Raw genomic sequence first — 13194 nt, forward strand, 5'->3', positions numbered from 1 at the left:
GGCTTCGGGCATCTATGGAGATGCCCGATGCCGTTTCGCTATTTCATCAAACAACTTTTATTGCCGCCCGGCATTCTTTTGCTGCTGTTGGTGCTTGCCTGGTGGTGGCGCAACTCCCGGCCGCGCCTGGCTCGCCTGTGTTTCATTGCAGGGGTGGGCGGTTTCTGGCTGATGAGTTTGCCTGTGGTGGTGCAATGGAGCGCCAAGGCGCTGGAGCGCGAGCCACCGCTGCCTCGCAGCGAATGGGGGACGCTGGCGCAACGTGCCGATGCCATCGTGTTGCTTGGTTCGGGCCGCGATCGCGGTGACCTGGCCTGGGGTACCGACCAGCCCACCGGCATCGGTCTGGAGCGCCAGCGGTATGCGGCGCGACTGGCCAAGGCATCGGGATTGCCGGTGCTGACCAGCGGCGGCTTGCACTATGGCTCCCCGCCGAGTGAAGCGAAATTGATGGCCGATTCGATGCTCGATGATTTTGGTGTCACCGTGCGCTGGCAGGAAGGGCGCAGTCGCACGACCTGGGAAAACGCCCAGATGAGCGCCGAGATGTTGCTGCCGCAGGGCATCAGACGAGTCGTGGTGGTGACCCATGCGTCGCACATGCCACGGGCAGTCTGGAGTTTCGAGCGCTCGGGGTTTGAAGTGGTTCCTGCACCGGTGGGCTTTCTGGGGCAGGACAATGCCCGCCCGCTGGGCGGTTGGATGCCGGAGTTCAAGTCGATCTGGCAATCGGGGCAGTTGATGAACGAGGCGGTGGGGCAGGTGGGGTATAGGTTGTTTTATCGTTGAAGTGTTCCCGGATCGTTCCCACGCTCCTGCGTGGGCACGCCTCAAGGGACGCTCTGCGTTCCAAGGCGGGCTGGCGTCGGCCACCAATGACGCGGAGCGTCACGGGCTGCATTCCCACGCGGAGCGTGGGAACGAGCAACCTTAAACCGTCTTGGCCATCCGTCCCGCCATCAACGCCCAGCCCAGCAGCAACACGCACACGATGATCAACGGCCACGAGCGCCATTGCAGGTAGGGCGTCAGCCCGTGCATCGGCACGACTTCGCCGTACAGTACGCCACGCTCGAATTGCGGGATCTGTACGGTGATCTGGCCGAAGGGGTTGATCAGGCCGGTGACGCCGTTGTTGGTGGAGCGGATCATCCAGCGACCGGCTTCCAGGGCGCGCATCTGCGCCATTTGCAGGTGTTGCAACGGGCCGATCGAGGTGCCGAACCAGGTGTCGTTGCTGATGGTCAGCAGCAGGTCGCTGCGCGCCGAGAGGCCGGCGGCGAACTCCGGGTAGACCACTTCATAGCAGATGAACGGCGCGATCTGGTAACCCTTGGCTTGCAGCAAAGGCTGGTCGGCCGGGCCCCGGGCAAAGTCCGACATGGGGAGATCGAAGAACGCGATCAACCCCCGCAGAATGTCCTGCAACGGCACATATTCGCCAAATGGCACCAGTTTTTGCTTCAGATAAGTGCCGTCACCTTCACCGGTCACGGTGATGCCGTTGAAGTAACGCTTCTGCTGGTGCACCAGTTGGCGAATCGGAACGCCGGTAATCAGCGCCGAATTTCGCTCGGCGGCGAAGGTGCCCATCATGTCCAGGTAGCCCTGGGCAGATTCCTTGAGCACCGGCACAGCTGTTTCCGGCCAGATCAGCAGGTCGACCCGTTTGGAGGCAAAGCTCATGTCGCGGTACAACGCCAGTTGCGCGTTGAGCTGCTCGGGGTCCCACTTCATGCTTTGTTCGATGTTGCCCTGGATCGCCGCGACGCTCAGCGCATCACCCGAAGGGCTGGTCCAGGCATGGTCTTTGAGCGCCATGCCGGCGACCCACGGGCCGATCAGCAGGATCACGCCCGCTGCGATAAAGCCTTTGCGCCCGGCGCGGATCAACCGTGGCGCGTTGTACAGCAGCGCGGCGGTCAGGGCCAGGGTGAAGGAAATCAGCCACATCCCGCCCAGCGGCGCGAGGCCGGCCAAGGGGCCGTCAAGTTGGCTGTAACCGGAATACAGCCACGGAAACCCGGTGAGGAACCAGCCGCGAAAGGCTTCCTGGCCCAGCCACAGGGCGGCGAAGGCCAAGGCGTCGGCCAGCGGGGCTTCGTTACGCCGCAACCATCGGGCCCAGAGCCAGGCGGGCAGGGCGAAAAACCAGGCAATGGCGGCGATGAACAGCAGCATCAAGAAACCGGCGAGCAGCACCGAGGCGCCGCCGAAGTTGTGAATGCTGACGTAGATCCAGCTGGTGCCGGCGCCAAACAGGCCGAAACCGAAGCACCAGCCACGGCCGAGGGCCTGGCGCGGTGAAAGCTCGCGCAGACCGGCATAGAACAGTCCGACCGCCAGCAGTGCCAGCGGCCAGATGTCGAACGGCGCCAGGGCCAGGGTGGTGATCGCGCCAGCCGCCATGGCCAGCAGGTTACCGGGCCAGCCGGGGCGGGTTGTCCAGCGCATGTGTGTCCTTAGCGGGTCTCGCAGGGTTTATCGGGCAATGGGTGACAGGCGCAGCAAGTGAATCCGACGGCTGTCGGCGTTCAGGATGCGAAAGCGCCAGGAACCGATTTCCGTGGTTTCATTGCGCTTGGGCAGGTGCCCGAAAGCACTCATCACCAGGCCGCCGACGGTGTCGAACTCATCGTCGGAGAATTGACTGTCGAAAAACTCGTTGAAGTTCTCGATCGGCGTCAGGGCCTTGATCAGGAAGTCGCCGCTGGGCAGCGGTTTGATGTAGCTGTCTTCCTCGACGTCGTGCTCGTCTTCGATGTCGCCGACGATCTGCTCGAGCACGTCTTCGATGGTGACCAGCCCGGCCACGCCGCCGTATTCGTCGATGACGATGGCCATGTGGTTGTGATTGGCGCGGAATTCACGCAGCAGCACGTTCAGGCGCTTGGACTCGGGCACGAAGGTGGCCGGGCGCAGCAAGTCCTTGATGTTGAAACTGTCGCCGTTCTCCTGAAGGATCAGCGGCAGCAGATCCTTGGCCAGCAGCACGCCCATGACGTCGTCATGGCTCTCGCCGACTACCGGGTAGCGCGAGTGAGCGGAATCGACCACGGCGGGCAGGAATTCGCGAGGTGTCTGGGTCGCCTTGATGCTGACCATCTGCGAACGGGGGACCATGATGTCCCGCACTTGCAGGTCAGCGACCTGGATGGCGCCTTCGACGATGGCCAGCGCTTCGCTGTCCAGCAGTTTGTTCTGGTGTGCATCGCGCAGCAGCTCCAGCAGCTCCTGGCGGTTTTTCGGCTCATGGGCAAAAGCCTGGGTGAGCTTGCCCAGCCATGACTTCTGCCCGTTGCTCGATCGATCTTCGCTCATAGCGATTACTCTGAATCCTTTGTCGTTACAGGTTGATGTATCAGTGTTCGTCGCCGGCGTAGGGGTCGGGGTGACCCAGCTCTGCAAGCAACGTTCGTTCCAGCGATTCCATTTCCTCGGCTTCGTCATCTTCTATATGGTCGTAACCCAATAGATGCAAGCAGCCGTGAATCACCAGATGGGCCCAGTGGGCCTCAGCGGTCTTGCCTTGTTCGGCCGCTTCGCGCTCCACCACCGGGATGCAGATCACCAGATCGCCCAGCAGCGGAATGTCGAGCAGTTCGTCGGGCACGTCGGCGGGGAACGACAACACATTGGTGGCGTAGTCTTTCTGCCGCCAGGTGTGGTTCAACTCGCGGCCTTCGGGCTCGTCCACCAGGCGGATGGTCAGTTCCGAGTCGGCGCTGCGCTGGCGCAGGGCCAGCTCGCACCATTGGCGTAACTGAGCCTCGCTGGGAGCGGGGCGTTCGCTGGCCAGTTGCAGGTCAAGTTCAAGCATCGTGGCGATTGCCCTTCTCAGCGGTCGCCAGCTCATCCTGATGATTCTCGAAGCGCTCGTAGGCTTCGACGATGCGCTGCACCAATGGATGGCGCACGACGTCCTTGGGCATGAAATGCGTGAAACTGATGCCCGGCACGTCCTTGAGCACCTGGATCACATGGTTCAGCCCGGATTTGGTGCCGCGGGGCAGGTCGACCTGGGTGATGTCCCCGGTGATCACCGCGGTGGAGCCGAAGCCGATCCGGGTCAGGAACATTTTCATCTGCTCGACCGTGGTGTTCTGGCTTTCGTCGAGGATGATGAAGCTGTTGTTCAGCGTACGGCCACGCATATAAGCCAGCGGTGCGACCTCGATGACCTGGCGTTCGATCAGCTTGGCGACGTATTCGAAGCCGAGCATTTCGTACAGTGCGTCATACAGCGGACGCAAGTACGGGTCGATTTTCTGGGCGAGGTCGCCGGGCAGGAAACCGAGTTTTTCCCCCGCTTCAACCGCCGGACGCACCAGCAGGATACGGCGCACCTGTTCGCGTTCCAGCGCATCGACGGCGCAGGCCACGGCCAGATAGGTCTTGCCGGTACCGGCCGGACCGATGCCGAAGTTGATGTCGTTGCCCAGGATTTCCTTCACGTAGCGCTGCTGATTCAAGCCGCGAGGGCGAATCATGCCTTTTTTCGTGCGCAAGGCCACGGCAGGTTCCGACGGAGCGTGGTTCTCGAGTTCTTCGAGGGCCGACTCCTGCAGGAACAGGTGGACGGTGTCCGGCGACAACTCGCTTCCCTTGGTTTCCCGATAGAGGCGGCGCAGCAGGTTTTCCGCGGAGGAGGTGTGCTTGGGTTCGCCGATCAGTTCGAACTGGTTTCCGCGGTTGCGGATCTCGATGGCCAGGCGCTGTTCGATCAAGCGCAGATGCTCGTCGAATTGCCCGCACAGATTGGCGAAGCGGCGAGCCTCAAAGGGCTCGAGAATGAAACGATGTGGTTCGATGGGTGCGTTCAAGGTCGTTTTTAGCCGCCCTGGGGCAATTAAGATGAAATCAAGGATAACGCCAGTAGGCTGGGTGCGAAAGCTCTTAAAGAGGCGAATCTGATCACAGGGCATGGCACGACCACTGTGGGAGCGAGCTTGCTCGCGATGGGGGCTTCACATTCAACATAAGTATTGACTGTCATGCCGCTATCGCGAGCAAGCTCGCTCCCACAGGAAGTGCGGGGTCACTGGACCAACGAGCCGCGCAACGAGTGCGGTTGCGCGGCATCGATGTGGACGTCGGCGAACTGGCCGATCAGGGCCGGAGTGTCGCAGCGGAAGTTGACGATGCGGTTGTTTTCGGTCCGTCCTTGCAATTCGCCCGGGTCTTTTTTCGAGTAATCGGTCACCAGAATCCGCTGGACGGAGCCGACCATCTGTCGGCTGATCTCGAAACCTTGCTGGTTCAAGCGATGTTGCAAGGCGTTGAGCCGTTCTTTTTTCACTTCTTCAGGGGTTTCGTCCGCCAAATCGGCCGCCGGAGTGCCGGGACGCTGGCTGTAGACGAAGGAATAGGAAAAATCGAAACCCACGTCTTCGATCAGCTTCATGGTCTGCTGGAAATCTTTCTCGGTTTCGCCGGGGAAACCCACGATAAAGTCTGAACTGATGCAGATCCCCGGCACCGCCGCCCGCAGTTTGCGCAGCTTGGATTTGTACTCCAGCGCCGTGTGGTTGCGCTTCATGGCCGCCAGGATCCGGTCGGAGCCCGATTGCACCGGCAGGTGCAGATGCTTGACCAGCTCAGGCACTTCGGCATGGGCCTGGATCAGGCTGTCGGAGAACTCCAGTGGGTGCGAGGTGGTGTAGCGGATACGGTCGATGCCCTCCACGGCCGCCACCACGCGGATCAGCTCGGCGAGGTCGGCCAGGCGCCCGTCGTGGGTCAGGCCGCGATAACCGTTGACGTTCTGCCCCAGCAGCGTCACTTCCCGCACGCCGTGTTCCGCCAGGTGGATGATTTCGGCGATGACGTCGTCGAACGGCCGGCTGACTTCTTCGCCACGGGTATAGGGCACCACGCAGAACGTGCAGTACTTGCTGCAACCTTCCATCACTGACACGTAGGCGCTCGGGCCGTCGATACGGGGTTCGGGCAGGTGGTCGAATTTTTCGATTTCCGGAAACGAAACGTCGACTTGCGGCAGTTTGGTGATGCGCGCCGCGTCGATCATCTCCGGCAGGCGGTGCAGGGTCTGCGGGCCGAAGACCACGTCTACGTAGGGCGCGCGGTCACGAATGGCAGCGCCTTCCTGGCTGGCCACGCAACCGCCCACGGCGATGACCATTTCCGGGTTGGCCAGTTTCAGTTCACGCCAGCGGCCGAGCTGGGAGTACACCCGGTCCTGGGCGCGCTCGCGAATCGAACAGGTGTTGAGCAGGATCACGTCGGCGTCTTCGGCACGGGCGGTGACTTCCAGGGCCTGGTGTTCACCCAGCAGATCGACCATGCGCGAGCTGTCGTACTCGTTCATCTGGCAACCGTGGGTTTCGATGTAAAGCTTCTTGGCCATGGACGGAGTCATCACGTGATTCAAAGAACCGCGCATTATAGGGAACAAGTCACCCGGTTCCTACCGCTGCGCGAGCAGTGGCTATGCTATAGTTCGCGCCCTCATTTTTACCCGCCGATGTGTTTCGCCTGCCATGACCAAACGTGAAGCTCCAATCTACAAGGTGATTTTCCTCAACCAGGGCCAGGTGTTCGAAATGTACGCCAAGCAGATCTATCAAAGTGATCTGTGGGGCTTCCTGGAAGTCGAAGAATTCGTCTTTGGCGAGCGCACGCAAATGGTCGTCGATCCGAGCGAAGAAAAGCTCAAGGCGCAGTTCGAAGGCGTGGTGCGCAGCTTCGTGCCGATGCATTCGATCGTGCGTATCGACGAGGTCGAGCGCCTGGGCACCCCGAAAATCAGCGAAGCCCGCGGCGCGGTCGGCAATGTCATGCCGTTTCCGATGCCGATGCCTGAGAAGTAAGCGCCAAGACAGAGTTGCCCCCAATCGCGAGCGGGCTCGCTCCCACACTGGATCTTCTGTGTGCACATTATTTGTGAACACCCGGGATTAACTGTGGGAGCGAGCCTGCTCGCGATTAGGCTCTCAAGGCCGTGGTGGATTCAGGGCAGTGGCGAGAAGGGCGTGCGCCCGTCGGCGTTTTGCAATTCCATCAGGTATTTGCGGAAGATCTGCCCCAGCACCTGGGTCGCGACTTCCAGTTCGTCGCGGGGCATCTGTTCGGCGACTTCGTCGGCGGTGTCCAGGGCTTCTTCGGCGCCATTGACCGCCGCCATCTTCAAGACAATGTAGGCCTGCACGTTGTTGGCCGGCACGCCTTCGCCATGGAAGAACATGCCGCCCAGCTTGTATTGCGCCTGGGCATGGCCTTGCAGTGAGGCTTTTTCGAAGTAGCTGAGGGCCAGTTTGAGGTCGCGCGGCGCAGCCTTGCCGTCGTAGTAGAACTCGCCCAACTCGTATTGCGCTTGTGCATCGCCCGCGTCCGCCGCTTTTTGACAGGCGTCGAGTGCCGGTGCGAGATCTTGTGGCTGGGTGTTGAGCGTGCAACGGCCCATCGCCGGGATCAACAACGAGTTGCCGCCTCCTTGTGCGTTCGCCAGCAGCGGCTGAAGGAGCAACAGGCAGCCCAGGGCAAGGGTGCGGCCGGTGCGGTTCATGGGAATCGACTTACCTCTGAGGGGCACGCGGACCCTCCGGGGGATCCAATAAGCGCGCATTATGAAATAAGCAGGGCCATCCTTACAAAGTCTTTACTCGTTTTTCTGCTGCGAGGGAGCGCTAACGGCAGCTTCGGGGGGTAATACGTAGGAAAAGGGGCAAGAGGTTGTCGTCAATCACTGACGCCAGCGTCAGCCAGCGTCAGTTATCCACAGGCTTACTTCAACGCGGCGAAGGCCCGCTCGGCGGCGTCGAGGGTGATCTTCAGCTCGGCCTCGCCATGGGCGATGGAGGTAAAGCCGGCTTCGAACGCGCTCGGTGCCAGGTACACGCCACCGTCGAGCATCAGGTGGAAGAAACGCTTGAAGCGGTCAGCGTCGCTGGCCATCACATCTTCGAAGGTCACGATGTCATCGGCGCCACTGAAGTACAGGCCGAACATGCCACCGGCCTGGGTGGTCACGAACGGAATGCCCGCTGCGTCGGCACGAATCTGCAAACCGTCGAGCAGACGGGTGGTGTAGTCGGTCAGCTCGGCGTGAAAGCCCGGGCGGCTGATCAGACGCAGGGTGGTCAGGCCGGCGGCCATGGCCAGCGGATTGCCTGACAGCGTACCGGCCTGGTAGACCGGACCTAGCGGCGCGATGCATTCCATGATGGCACGCTTGCCGCCGAAGCAACCGACCGGCATGCCGCCGCCGATGATCTTGCCGAAGGTGCTCAGGTCCGGTGTCACGCCGTAGTGGGCCTGGGCGCCGCCGAGGGCTACGCGGAAACCGGTCATCACTTCGTCGAAAATCAGCACCACGCCGTGCTGGTCGCACAGGCTGCGCAGGCCTTCGAGGAAACCCGGCGCCGGCGGTACGCAGTTCATGTTGCCAGCCACAGGCTCGACGATGATGCAGGCCACTTCCTGGCCGACTTCGCCGAGCATCTTCTCGACTTCTTCGAGGTCGTTGAACGGCAGGGTCAGGGTGTGCTTGGCAAACGCTGCGGGCACGCCGGCCGAACTTGGTACACCTTGGGTCAGCGCGCCGGAACCGGCCTTGACCAGCAGGCTGTCGGAGTGGCCGTGGTAGCAGCCTTCGAACTTGATGATGCTGTCGCGACCGGTGAAGCCCCGCGCCAGGCGAATCGCACTCATGGTTGCCTCGGTGCCGGAGCTGACCATGCGCACCATTTCCATCGACGGCACGATCGAGCAGACCAGGTCGGCCATCTCGGTTTCCATGGCGGTCGGGGCACCGTAGGACAGGCCATGCTGCAACTGGTTGCGCACCGCTTCCAGCACGTCCGGATGGCTGTGGCCGAGGATCATCGGGCCCCACGAACCGACGTAGTCCACATAGCGCTTGTCATCTTCGTCCGTCACGTACGCGCCTTCGGCGTGTTTGAAGAACAGCGGGGTACCGCCAACGCTCTTGAACGCACGAACGGGGGAGTTCACGCCGCCGGGGATGTGCTTTTGGGCATTGGCAAACAGGGTTTCGGAACGGGACATGGTTGGGCTCTCGAAATCGAAAAATTATTTGATCTGCAACAGATCGTTGAAGGCACGGGCGCGGCGCGTCACTTCCTGAGGGCTGTCGGCGCCGAACAGACCATGGACCACGGCCAGCAGGTCGACACCGTGAGCCACCAGCGGGGCGGCGTTGTCCAGGGTGATGCCGCCGATGGCGCACACCGGTATATGCAGTTTGATCCGGGCCTGGTCGAGCAGTTCAAGGTTTGCACTGGGTGCGCCGGGCTTGGTGTTGGAGTTGAAGAAGCGTCCGAACGCGACATAGCTGGCGCCCTCGCTGGCGGCCTGTTCGGCCAGTTCCAGGCTGGAATGACAGGTGGAGCCGATGATTGCGTCGCGCCCCAGCAGCGCCCGTACTGGCGCCAGAGGGCCATCGGTCTGGCCCAGGTGAACGCCGACGCCCAGGCGCGCGGCCAGTTCGGCGTCGTCGTTGATGATCAATCGGGTCTTGTAGCGCTCGCACAGATTGCGCAGCGCTTCGGCTTCGCGCAGACGGCGGGCTTCGTCGCTGCTTTTATCACGGTATTGCAGCAGGGTGACGCCACCTTCCAGTGCCGCTTGCACATACGCGAGGAATTTGCCGGCCAGCAGTTGGCTATCGGTGATGGCGTAAAGGCCACGTAGTTTCATTCCACAGCCTCCGGGGCTACGAGCAGAAATCCAGCGGCAGGCGACGCGGGACGAACTGGCCTTTGCCCAGCTGTTCGGCATCGCGCAGGGTGCGCCAGGTGTAATCCAGTGCTGTCTTGACCGCGCTGGCGAGGTGTTCGCCCTGGGCCAGTCGTCCAGCCAGGGCGCTGGCCAGGGTGCAGCCGGAACCATGGTAGCTGCCGGGCAAGCGCTGGCAGGTGAAGGTTTCGCGGCGACCATCGCGGCTGTACAGGCGATTGTGGACTTCATGTTCGTCGCCGTGACCACCGGTGATCAACAGGTGCTTGACGAAGGGCAGCAGTTTTTCGGCGCATTCATCGGCGCTGCCCTCTGGCAGTTCGGCGAGGATGCGTGCTTCCGGCAGATTGGGGGTGGCGATGATTGCCAGGGGTAACAGGCGTTCGCGCATGGCGTAGCCGACTTCATCCTTGCCCAATCGTCCGCCGCCACCGGCACGCAGCACCGGGTCGCAGACCATGGGCAAATGCGGGTGCGCCTGCAGCAGTTCGACTACCGTGTCGACCATTTCCAGTGAGCCGAGCATCCCCAGCTTGACCGCCGCTACCTGCGAATCGTTGAGCACGGCATTGGCTTGCGCCAGCACCCACTCCCGATCGAGCACGCGGAAATCGCTCACGTTAACCGTGTCCTGCACGGTCAATGCGGTAACGGCCGGGGCGGCATGACAACCCTGGGCGAGCAGGGCTTCGATATCTGCCTGCAAACCGGCGCCACCACTGGGGTCGTGGCCGGAGAGACAGAGGACAACGGGGCGAGAGCTGTAGATATTCATGGTGCGCGAGCTTACCACCAAACCTGTTTTGTCGGTGGTCGGACTCTGAGGGTTTTATGCTGGACTGCTTGCTCTGATGATTGCTTTTGATCCACCCGTTGCCGACCTGACCAAAGCAACAGCTCTATCTCAATGCTTGGCGCTGGAACGCCCGTTCTAGAGCCATCTGTAGGAAAAATTTCAATGGTGCAAATTGGCCATCAGCGGCTATGCTAGAAATGGATCCAACCAATAACAGGTAATGCCGGTTTTACGTCTACTCAGGGAATGGGGGGCTTCCTGATTCAACCGGACAGGCCACGCTGGGGCTTAAATGCGCTATTTGCTGATGTTGCTGCTGTGCTTGCCCGCTTTGGCAAGCGCCCTCGAATTCGATGAATTCACCCAAAGCCTGCCCTTGGGCCATGCCCTGCAGGTGTTCGAAGACACCCACGGTACGGCCACCATCGACGACGTCCTGGCAGAGGCTGCGGCGGGTCACTTCAAGCCCCATGACAAAGCCACGCTGAACGCTGGTTATTCGCGCTCGGCATTCTGGCTGAAAATAGACCTGCACTACCGTCCCGGCAATCCGGACGCCCAACGCACCTGGTTGTTGGAGCTGGCCTATCCGCCGCTGGACCATCTGGACTTGTATCTGCCTGACAGCGCCGGGGCGTATCGCCTGGTTCGCCAGACCGGCGATGCCTTGCCGTTCGCCAGCCGTGAAATTCGCCAGAACAACTACCTGTTCAGCCTGGACTTCAAACCTGAACAACGTCAGGCCGTGTACCTGCGCCTGCAAAGCCAGGGGTCGATCCAGGCGCCGCTGACGTTATGGTCGAGCACGGCCTATCTTGAGCAACAACCTGTGCGCTTGTACGTGTTGGGCACCATCTATGGCGTACTGCTGGGGATGCTGGTCTACAACCTGTTCATTTACCTGAGCGTGCGGGACACCAGTTACCTTTATTACATCGTTTATATCGCCTCGTTCGGCTTGTATCAGTTGTCGGTCAACGGAGCGGCCGTGGAGTATTTCTGGCCGGACAACCCCTGGTGGGCCAATGCCGCAACCCCCTTTTTCATCGGCTGTGCGGGTCTGTTCGGCAGCCAGTTTGCGCGCAGCTTCCTGCAAACCGCGCAACACAGTCGTTGGCTTGACCGGCTGCTGCTGGCGCTGATCGCCTACAGCGCGGTAGTGGTGGGCCTGTCGCTGATGACCAGTTACGCCTTGGCCTTGCGCCTGGCGACGGCATTGGCGCTGGTATTTACCGTGGTGATTTTCGCCGCTGGGCTGTTCGCCTGGTGGCGTGGCCTGCGGGTGGCGCGTTATTTCATCATCGCCTGGTCGGCGTTTCTGCTGGGGGGCGTGGTCAACACGATGATGGTGCTCGGTTATCTGCCGAACGTATTCCTGACCATGTACGCCAGCCAGATTGGCTCGGCCATCGAAGTAGCGCTGTTGTCCCTGGCCCTGGCCGACCGTATCAATGCCATGCGCGAGCAGCAGGCCCAGACGCTGTTTGACGCCGGGCAGAAACTTGAAGTGCTCAACCAGCAATTGGCCCATGGCAACAAACTCAAGGATGAATTCCTCGCCACCTTGACCCATGAGCTGCGCACGCCGATGAATGGCGTGATCGGTTCGCTGGAGTTGATGGAAACCGTCGAAATGAATGAGGAGCTGACCCAGTATCAACAGACCGCCGCAGGTTCTGCGCGGGACATGATGCGCATGGTCAACGGCATCCTCACCCTTACCGAGTTGCAGGCCGGCAAGCTCAAGGCCTACCCGGCGCCGTTCAGTCTGCGGGCGATGGTCGACGCCTTGCAGGTGCAGTTCGGTGCCAATGCGGCGGTCAAGAGCCTGGATTTCAAGGTCGACGTGGCACCCGGCCTGACGGACCGGCTGATCGGTGACAGTGGCAAGCTGGCTCAATGCCTGGAATGCCTGCTGGACAACGCCGTCAAGTTCACCCGCACAGGGGGCCTGGCGCTGCGGGTCAGTGGCAGGCCGTCGGGGCTCGATCGGCTGGTGCTGTCCTTTGCCGTGATCGACACCGGTATTGGTTTCACGGACCTCGGGGAGGCGAGCTTGTACCAGCGCTTCTTCCAGCTGGACGGTTCCATGACCCGGGAATACGGCGGCCTCGGTGTGGGGCTGGCGATCTGTCGGCAGCTGGTGGAGTTGCTGGGCGGACGCCTGACTCACACCTCCGAACCCGGTCGCGGCAGCCGATTCCAGTTGGATGTCGAGGTGGAAATGGCCGTGCCCGTGGAGGCGCCCACGCCATTTTCGTTCAGCCCGCGAGAAAGCGCGCGGTTGCCCCAGGATTGCACGGTGTTGCTGGCTGACGACAACAGCATTGATCTGCTGGTGATGCGCGGCATGTTGCTCAAGCTCGGTTACCGGGTGCGTACCGCCGACAGCGGCCGCGCGGCACTGGATATGCTGCAGGGCGAGAGTGTTGATGCCGTGCTGCTCGATTGCCAGTCGCCACCGCTGGACGGGGTGTCGGTCTGCTGTCAGATCCGTACGCTCGCCGGCTGCGAGGACCTGCCGGTGTTTGTGGTCAGTCCCAATCCGAATCACGAGCGCTGCACGTCGGGCGCGTTGACCGATTACCTGAGCAAACCGGTGAAATTCGAGGTGTTGCGCACGATTCTGCAACGGCGGGTACTTTGTCCAAAACAGGGTGAAAGCGCCGATATTTAGGCGG

The 13194-nt window shown here is 61.5% G+C and carries 12 protein-coding genes; 3 read left to right on the forward strand and 9 right to left on the reverse strand.

What is annotated here, in order from left to right:
• Positions 1-27: 27 nt before the first annotated feature.
• Entirely contained in the window at positions 28-789 is a 762-nt protein-coding gene (locus BW979_RS07225) for a YdcF family protein (protein ID WP_047229505.1), read from the forward strand.
• Between the two features lie 141 nt (positions 790-930).
• Here BW979_RS07225 and lnt read toward each other — a convergent pair whose 3' ends face one another.
• From lnt to miaB, 5 genes are all read right to left on the reverse strand, one after another.
• A complete protein-coding gene (gene lnt, locus BW979_RS07230; protein ID WP_076383507.1) occupies positions 931-2454 on the reverse strand; it encodes an apolipoprotein N-acyltransferase in 1524 nt (507 codons plus the stop codon).
• A gap of 27 nt (positions 2455-2481) precedes the next feature.
• Positions 2482-3321: an HlyC/CorC family transporter gene (locus BW979_RS07235; protein WP_025215634.1), complete on the reverse strand. Its 840-nt coding sequence runs from the start codon at positions 3319-3321 to the stop codon at positions 2482-2484.
• A 40-nt stretch (positions 3322-3361) separates the two neighbouring features.
• Positions 3362-3820 (reverse strand): rRNA maturation RNase YbeY, encoded by a 459-nt coding sequence (gene ybeY / locus BW979_RS07240; RefSeq protein WP_047229507.1) that lies wholly within the window; start codon positions 3818-3820, stop codon positions 3362-3364.
• Positions 3813-4823 (reverse strand): PhoH family protein, encoded by a 1011-nt coding sequence (locus BW979_RS07245; protein WP_047229508.1) that lies wholly within the window; start codon positions 4821-4823, stop codon positions 3813-3815. The genes ybeY and BW979_RS07245 overlap by 8 nt, the downstream gene beginning before the upstream one ends.
• 215 nt (positions 4824-5038) lie before the next feature.
• Positions 5039-6367, reverse strand: coding sequence for a tRNA (N6-isopentenyl adenosine(37)-C2)-methylthiotransferase MiaB (gene miaB / locus BW979_RS07250; RefSeq protein ID WP_172833785.1), 1329 nt, complete (start codon positions 6365-6367; stop codon positions 5039-5041).
• Between the two features lie 133 nt (positions 6368-6500).
• Between miaB and BW979_RS07255 the strand changes: the two genes are divergently transcribed.
• Positions 6501-6830, forward strand: coding sequence for a DUF1820 family protein (locus tag BW979_RS07255; protein ID WP_016773045.1), 330 nt, complete (start codon positions 6501-6503; stop codon positions 6828-6830).
• Positions 6831-6970: 140 nt separating this feature from the next.
• On the opposite strand, the gene BW979_RS07260 is transcribed toward BW979_RS07255, so the two are convergent.
• The 4 genes from BW979_RS07260 to BW979_RS07275 form a co-directional block, all read right to left on the reverse strand.
• Positions 6971-7525, reverse strand: a complete 555-nt coding sequence (locus tag BW979_RS07260; RefSeq protein WP_076383509.1) for a tetratricopeptide repeat protein — start codon at positions 7523-7525, stop codon at positions 6971-6973.
• Between the two features lie 218 nt (positions 7526-7743).
• A complete protein-coding gene (hemL, locus tag BW979_RS07265) occupies positions 7744-9027 on the reverse strand; it encodes a glutamate-1-semialdehyde 2,1-aminomutase (RefSeq protein ID WP_047229511.1) in 1284 nt (427 codons plus the stop codon).
• A 24-nt stretch (positions 9028-9051) separates the two neighbouring features.
• Complete coding sequence (gene thiE / locus BW979_RS07270) at positions 9052-9678, reverse strand: thiamine phosphate synthase (protein WP_047229512.1); 627 nt, start codon at positions 9676-9678, stop codon at positions 9052-9054.
• A 16-nt stretch (positions 9679-9694) separates the two neighbouring features.
• Positions 9695-10492 (reverse strand): hydroxymethylpyrimidine/phosphomethylpyrimidine kinase, encoded by a 798-nt coding sequence (locus tag BW979_RS07275; protein ID WP_076383510.1) that lies wholly within the window; start codon positions 10490-10492, stop codon positions 9695-9697.
• A 313-nt stretch (positions 10493-10805) separates the two neighbouring features.
• On the opposite strand from BW979_RS07275, the gene BW979_RS07280 reads away from it, so the two are divergent.
• On the forward strand, positions 10806-13190 hold the full coding sequence (locus BW979_RS07280; protein ID WP_047229514.1) for a hybrid sensor histidine kinase/response regulator: 2385 nt from the start codon (positions 10806-10808) through the stop codon (positions 13188-13190).
• Positions 13191-13194: the final 4 nt, after the last annotated feature.

This window comes from Pseudomonas sp. A214 (assembly GCF_900156295.1).
Classification (GTDB): domain Bacteria; phylum Pseudomonadota; class Gammaproteobacteria; order Pseudomonadales; family Pseudomonadaceae; genus Aquipseudomonas; species Aquipseudomonas rhizophila.

Excerpts from the sequence above, each read along its gene's own strand:
- BW979_RS07225 (WP_047229505.1), top strand. The coding sequence starts at position 28 with ATGCCGTTTCGCTATTTCATCAAACAACTTTTATTGCCGCCCGGCATT.
- lnt (WP_076383507.1), bottom strand. The coding sequence starts at position 2,454 with ATGCGCTGGACAACCCGCCCCGGCTGGCCCGGTAACCTGCTGGCCATG.
- BW979_RS07235 (WP_025215634.1), bottom strand. The coding sequence starts at position 3,321 with ATGAGCGAAGATCGATCGAGCAACGGGCAGAAGTCATGGCTGGGCAAG.
- ybeY (WP_047229507.1), bottom strand. The coding sequence starts at position 3,820 with ATGCTTGAACTTGACCTGCAACTGGCCAGCGAACGCCCCGCTCCCAGC.
- miaB (WP_172833785.1), bottom strand. The coding sequence starts at position 6,367 with ATGGCCAAGAAGCTTTACATCGAAACCCACGGTTGCCAGATGAACGAG.
- BW979_RS07255 (WP_016773045.1), top strand. The coding sequence starts at position 6,501 with ATGACCAAACGTGAAGCTCCAATCTACAAGGTGATTTTCCTCAACCAG.
- BW979_RS07260 (WP_076383509.1), bottom strand. The coding sequence starts at position 7,525 with ATGAACCGCACCGGCCGCACCCTTGCCCTGGGCTGCCTGTTGCTCCTT.
- hemL (WP_047229511.1), bottom strand. The coding sequence starts at position 9,027 with ATGTCCCGTTCCGAAACCCTGTTTGCCAATGCCCAAAAGCACATCCCC.
- thiE (WP_047229512.1), bottom strand. The coding sequence starts at position 9,678 with ATGAAACTACGTGGCCTTTACGCCATCACCGATAGCCAACTGCTGGCC.
- BW979_RS07275 (WP_076383510.1), bottom strand. The coding sequence starts at position 10,492 with ATGAATATCTACAGCTCTCGCCCCGTTGTCCTCTGTCTCTCCGGCCAC.
- BW979_RS07280 (WP_047229514.1), top strand. The coding sequence starts at position 10,806 with ATGCGCTATTTGCTGATGTTGCTGCTGTGCTTGCCCGCTTTGGCAAGC.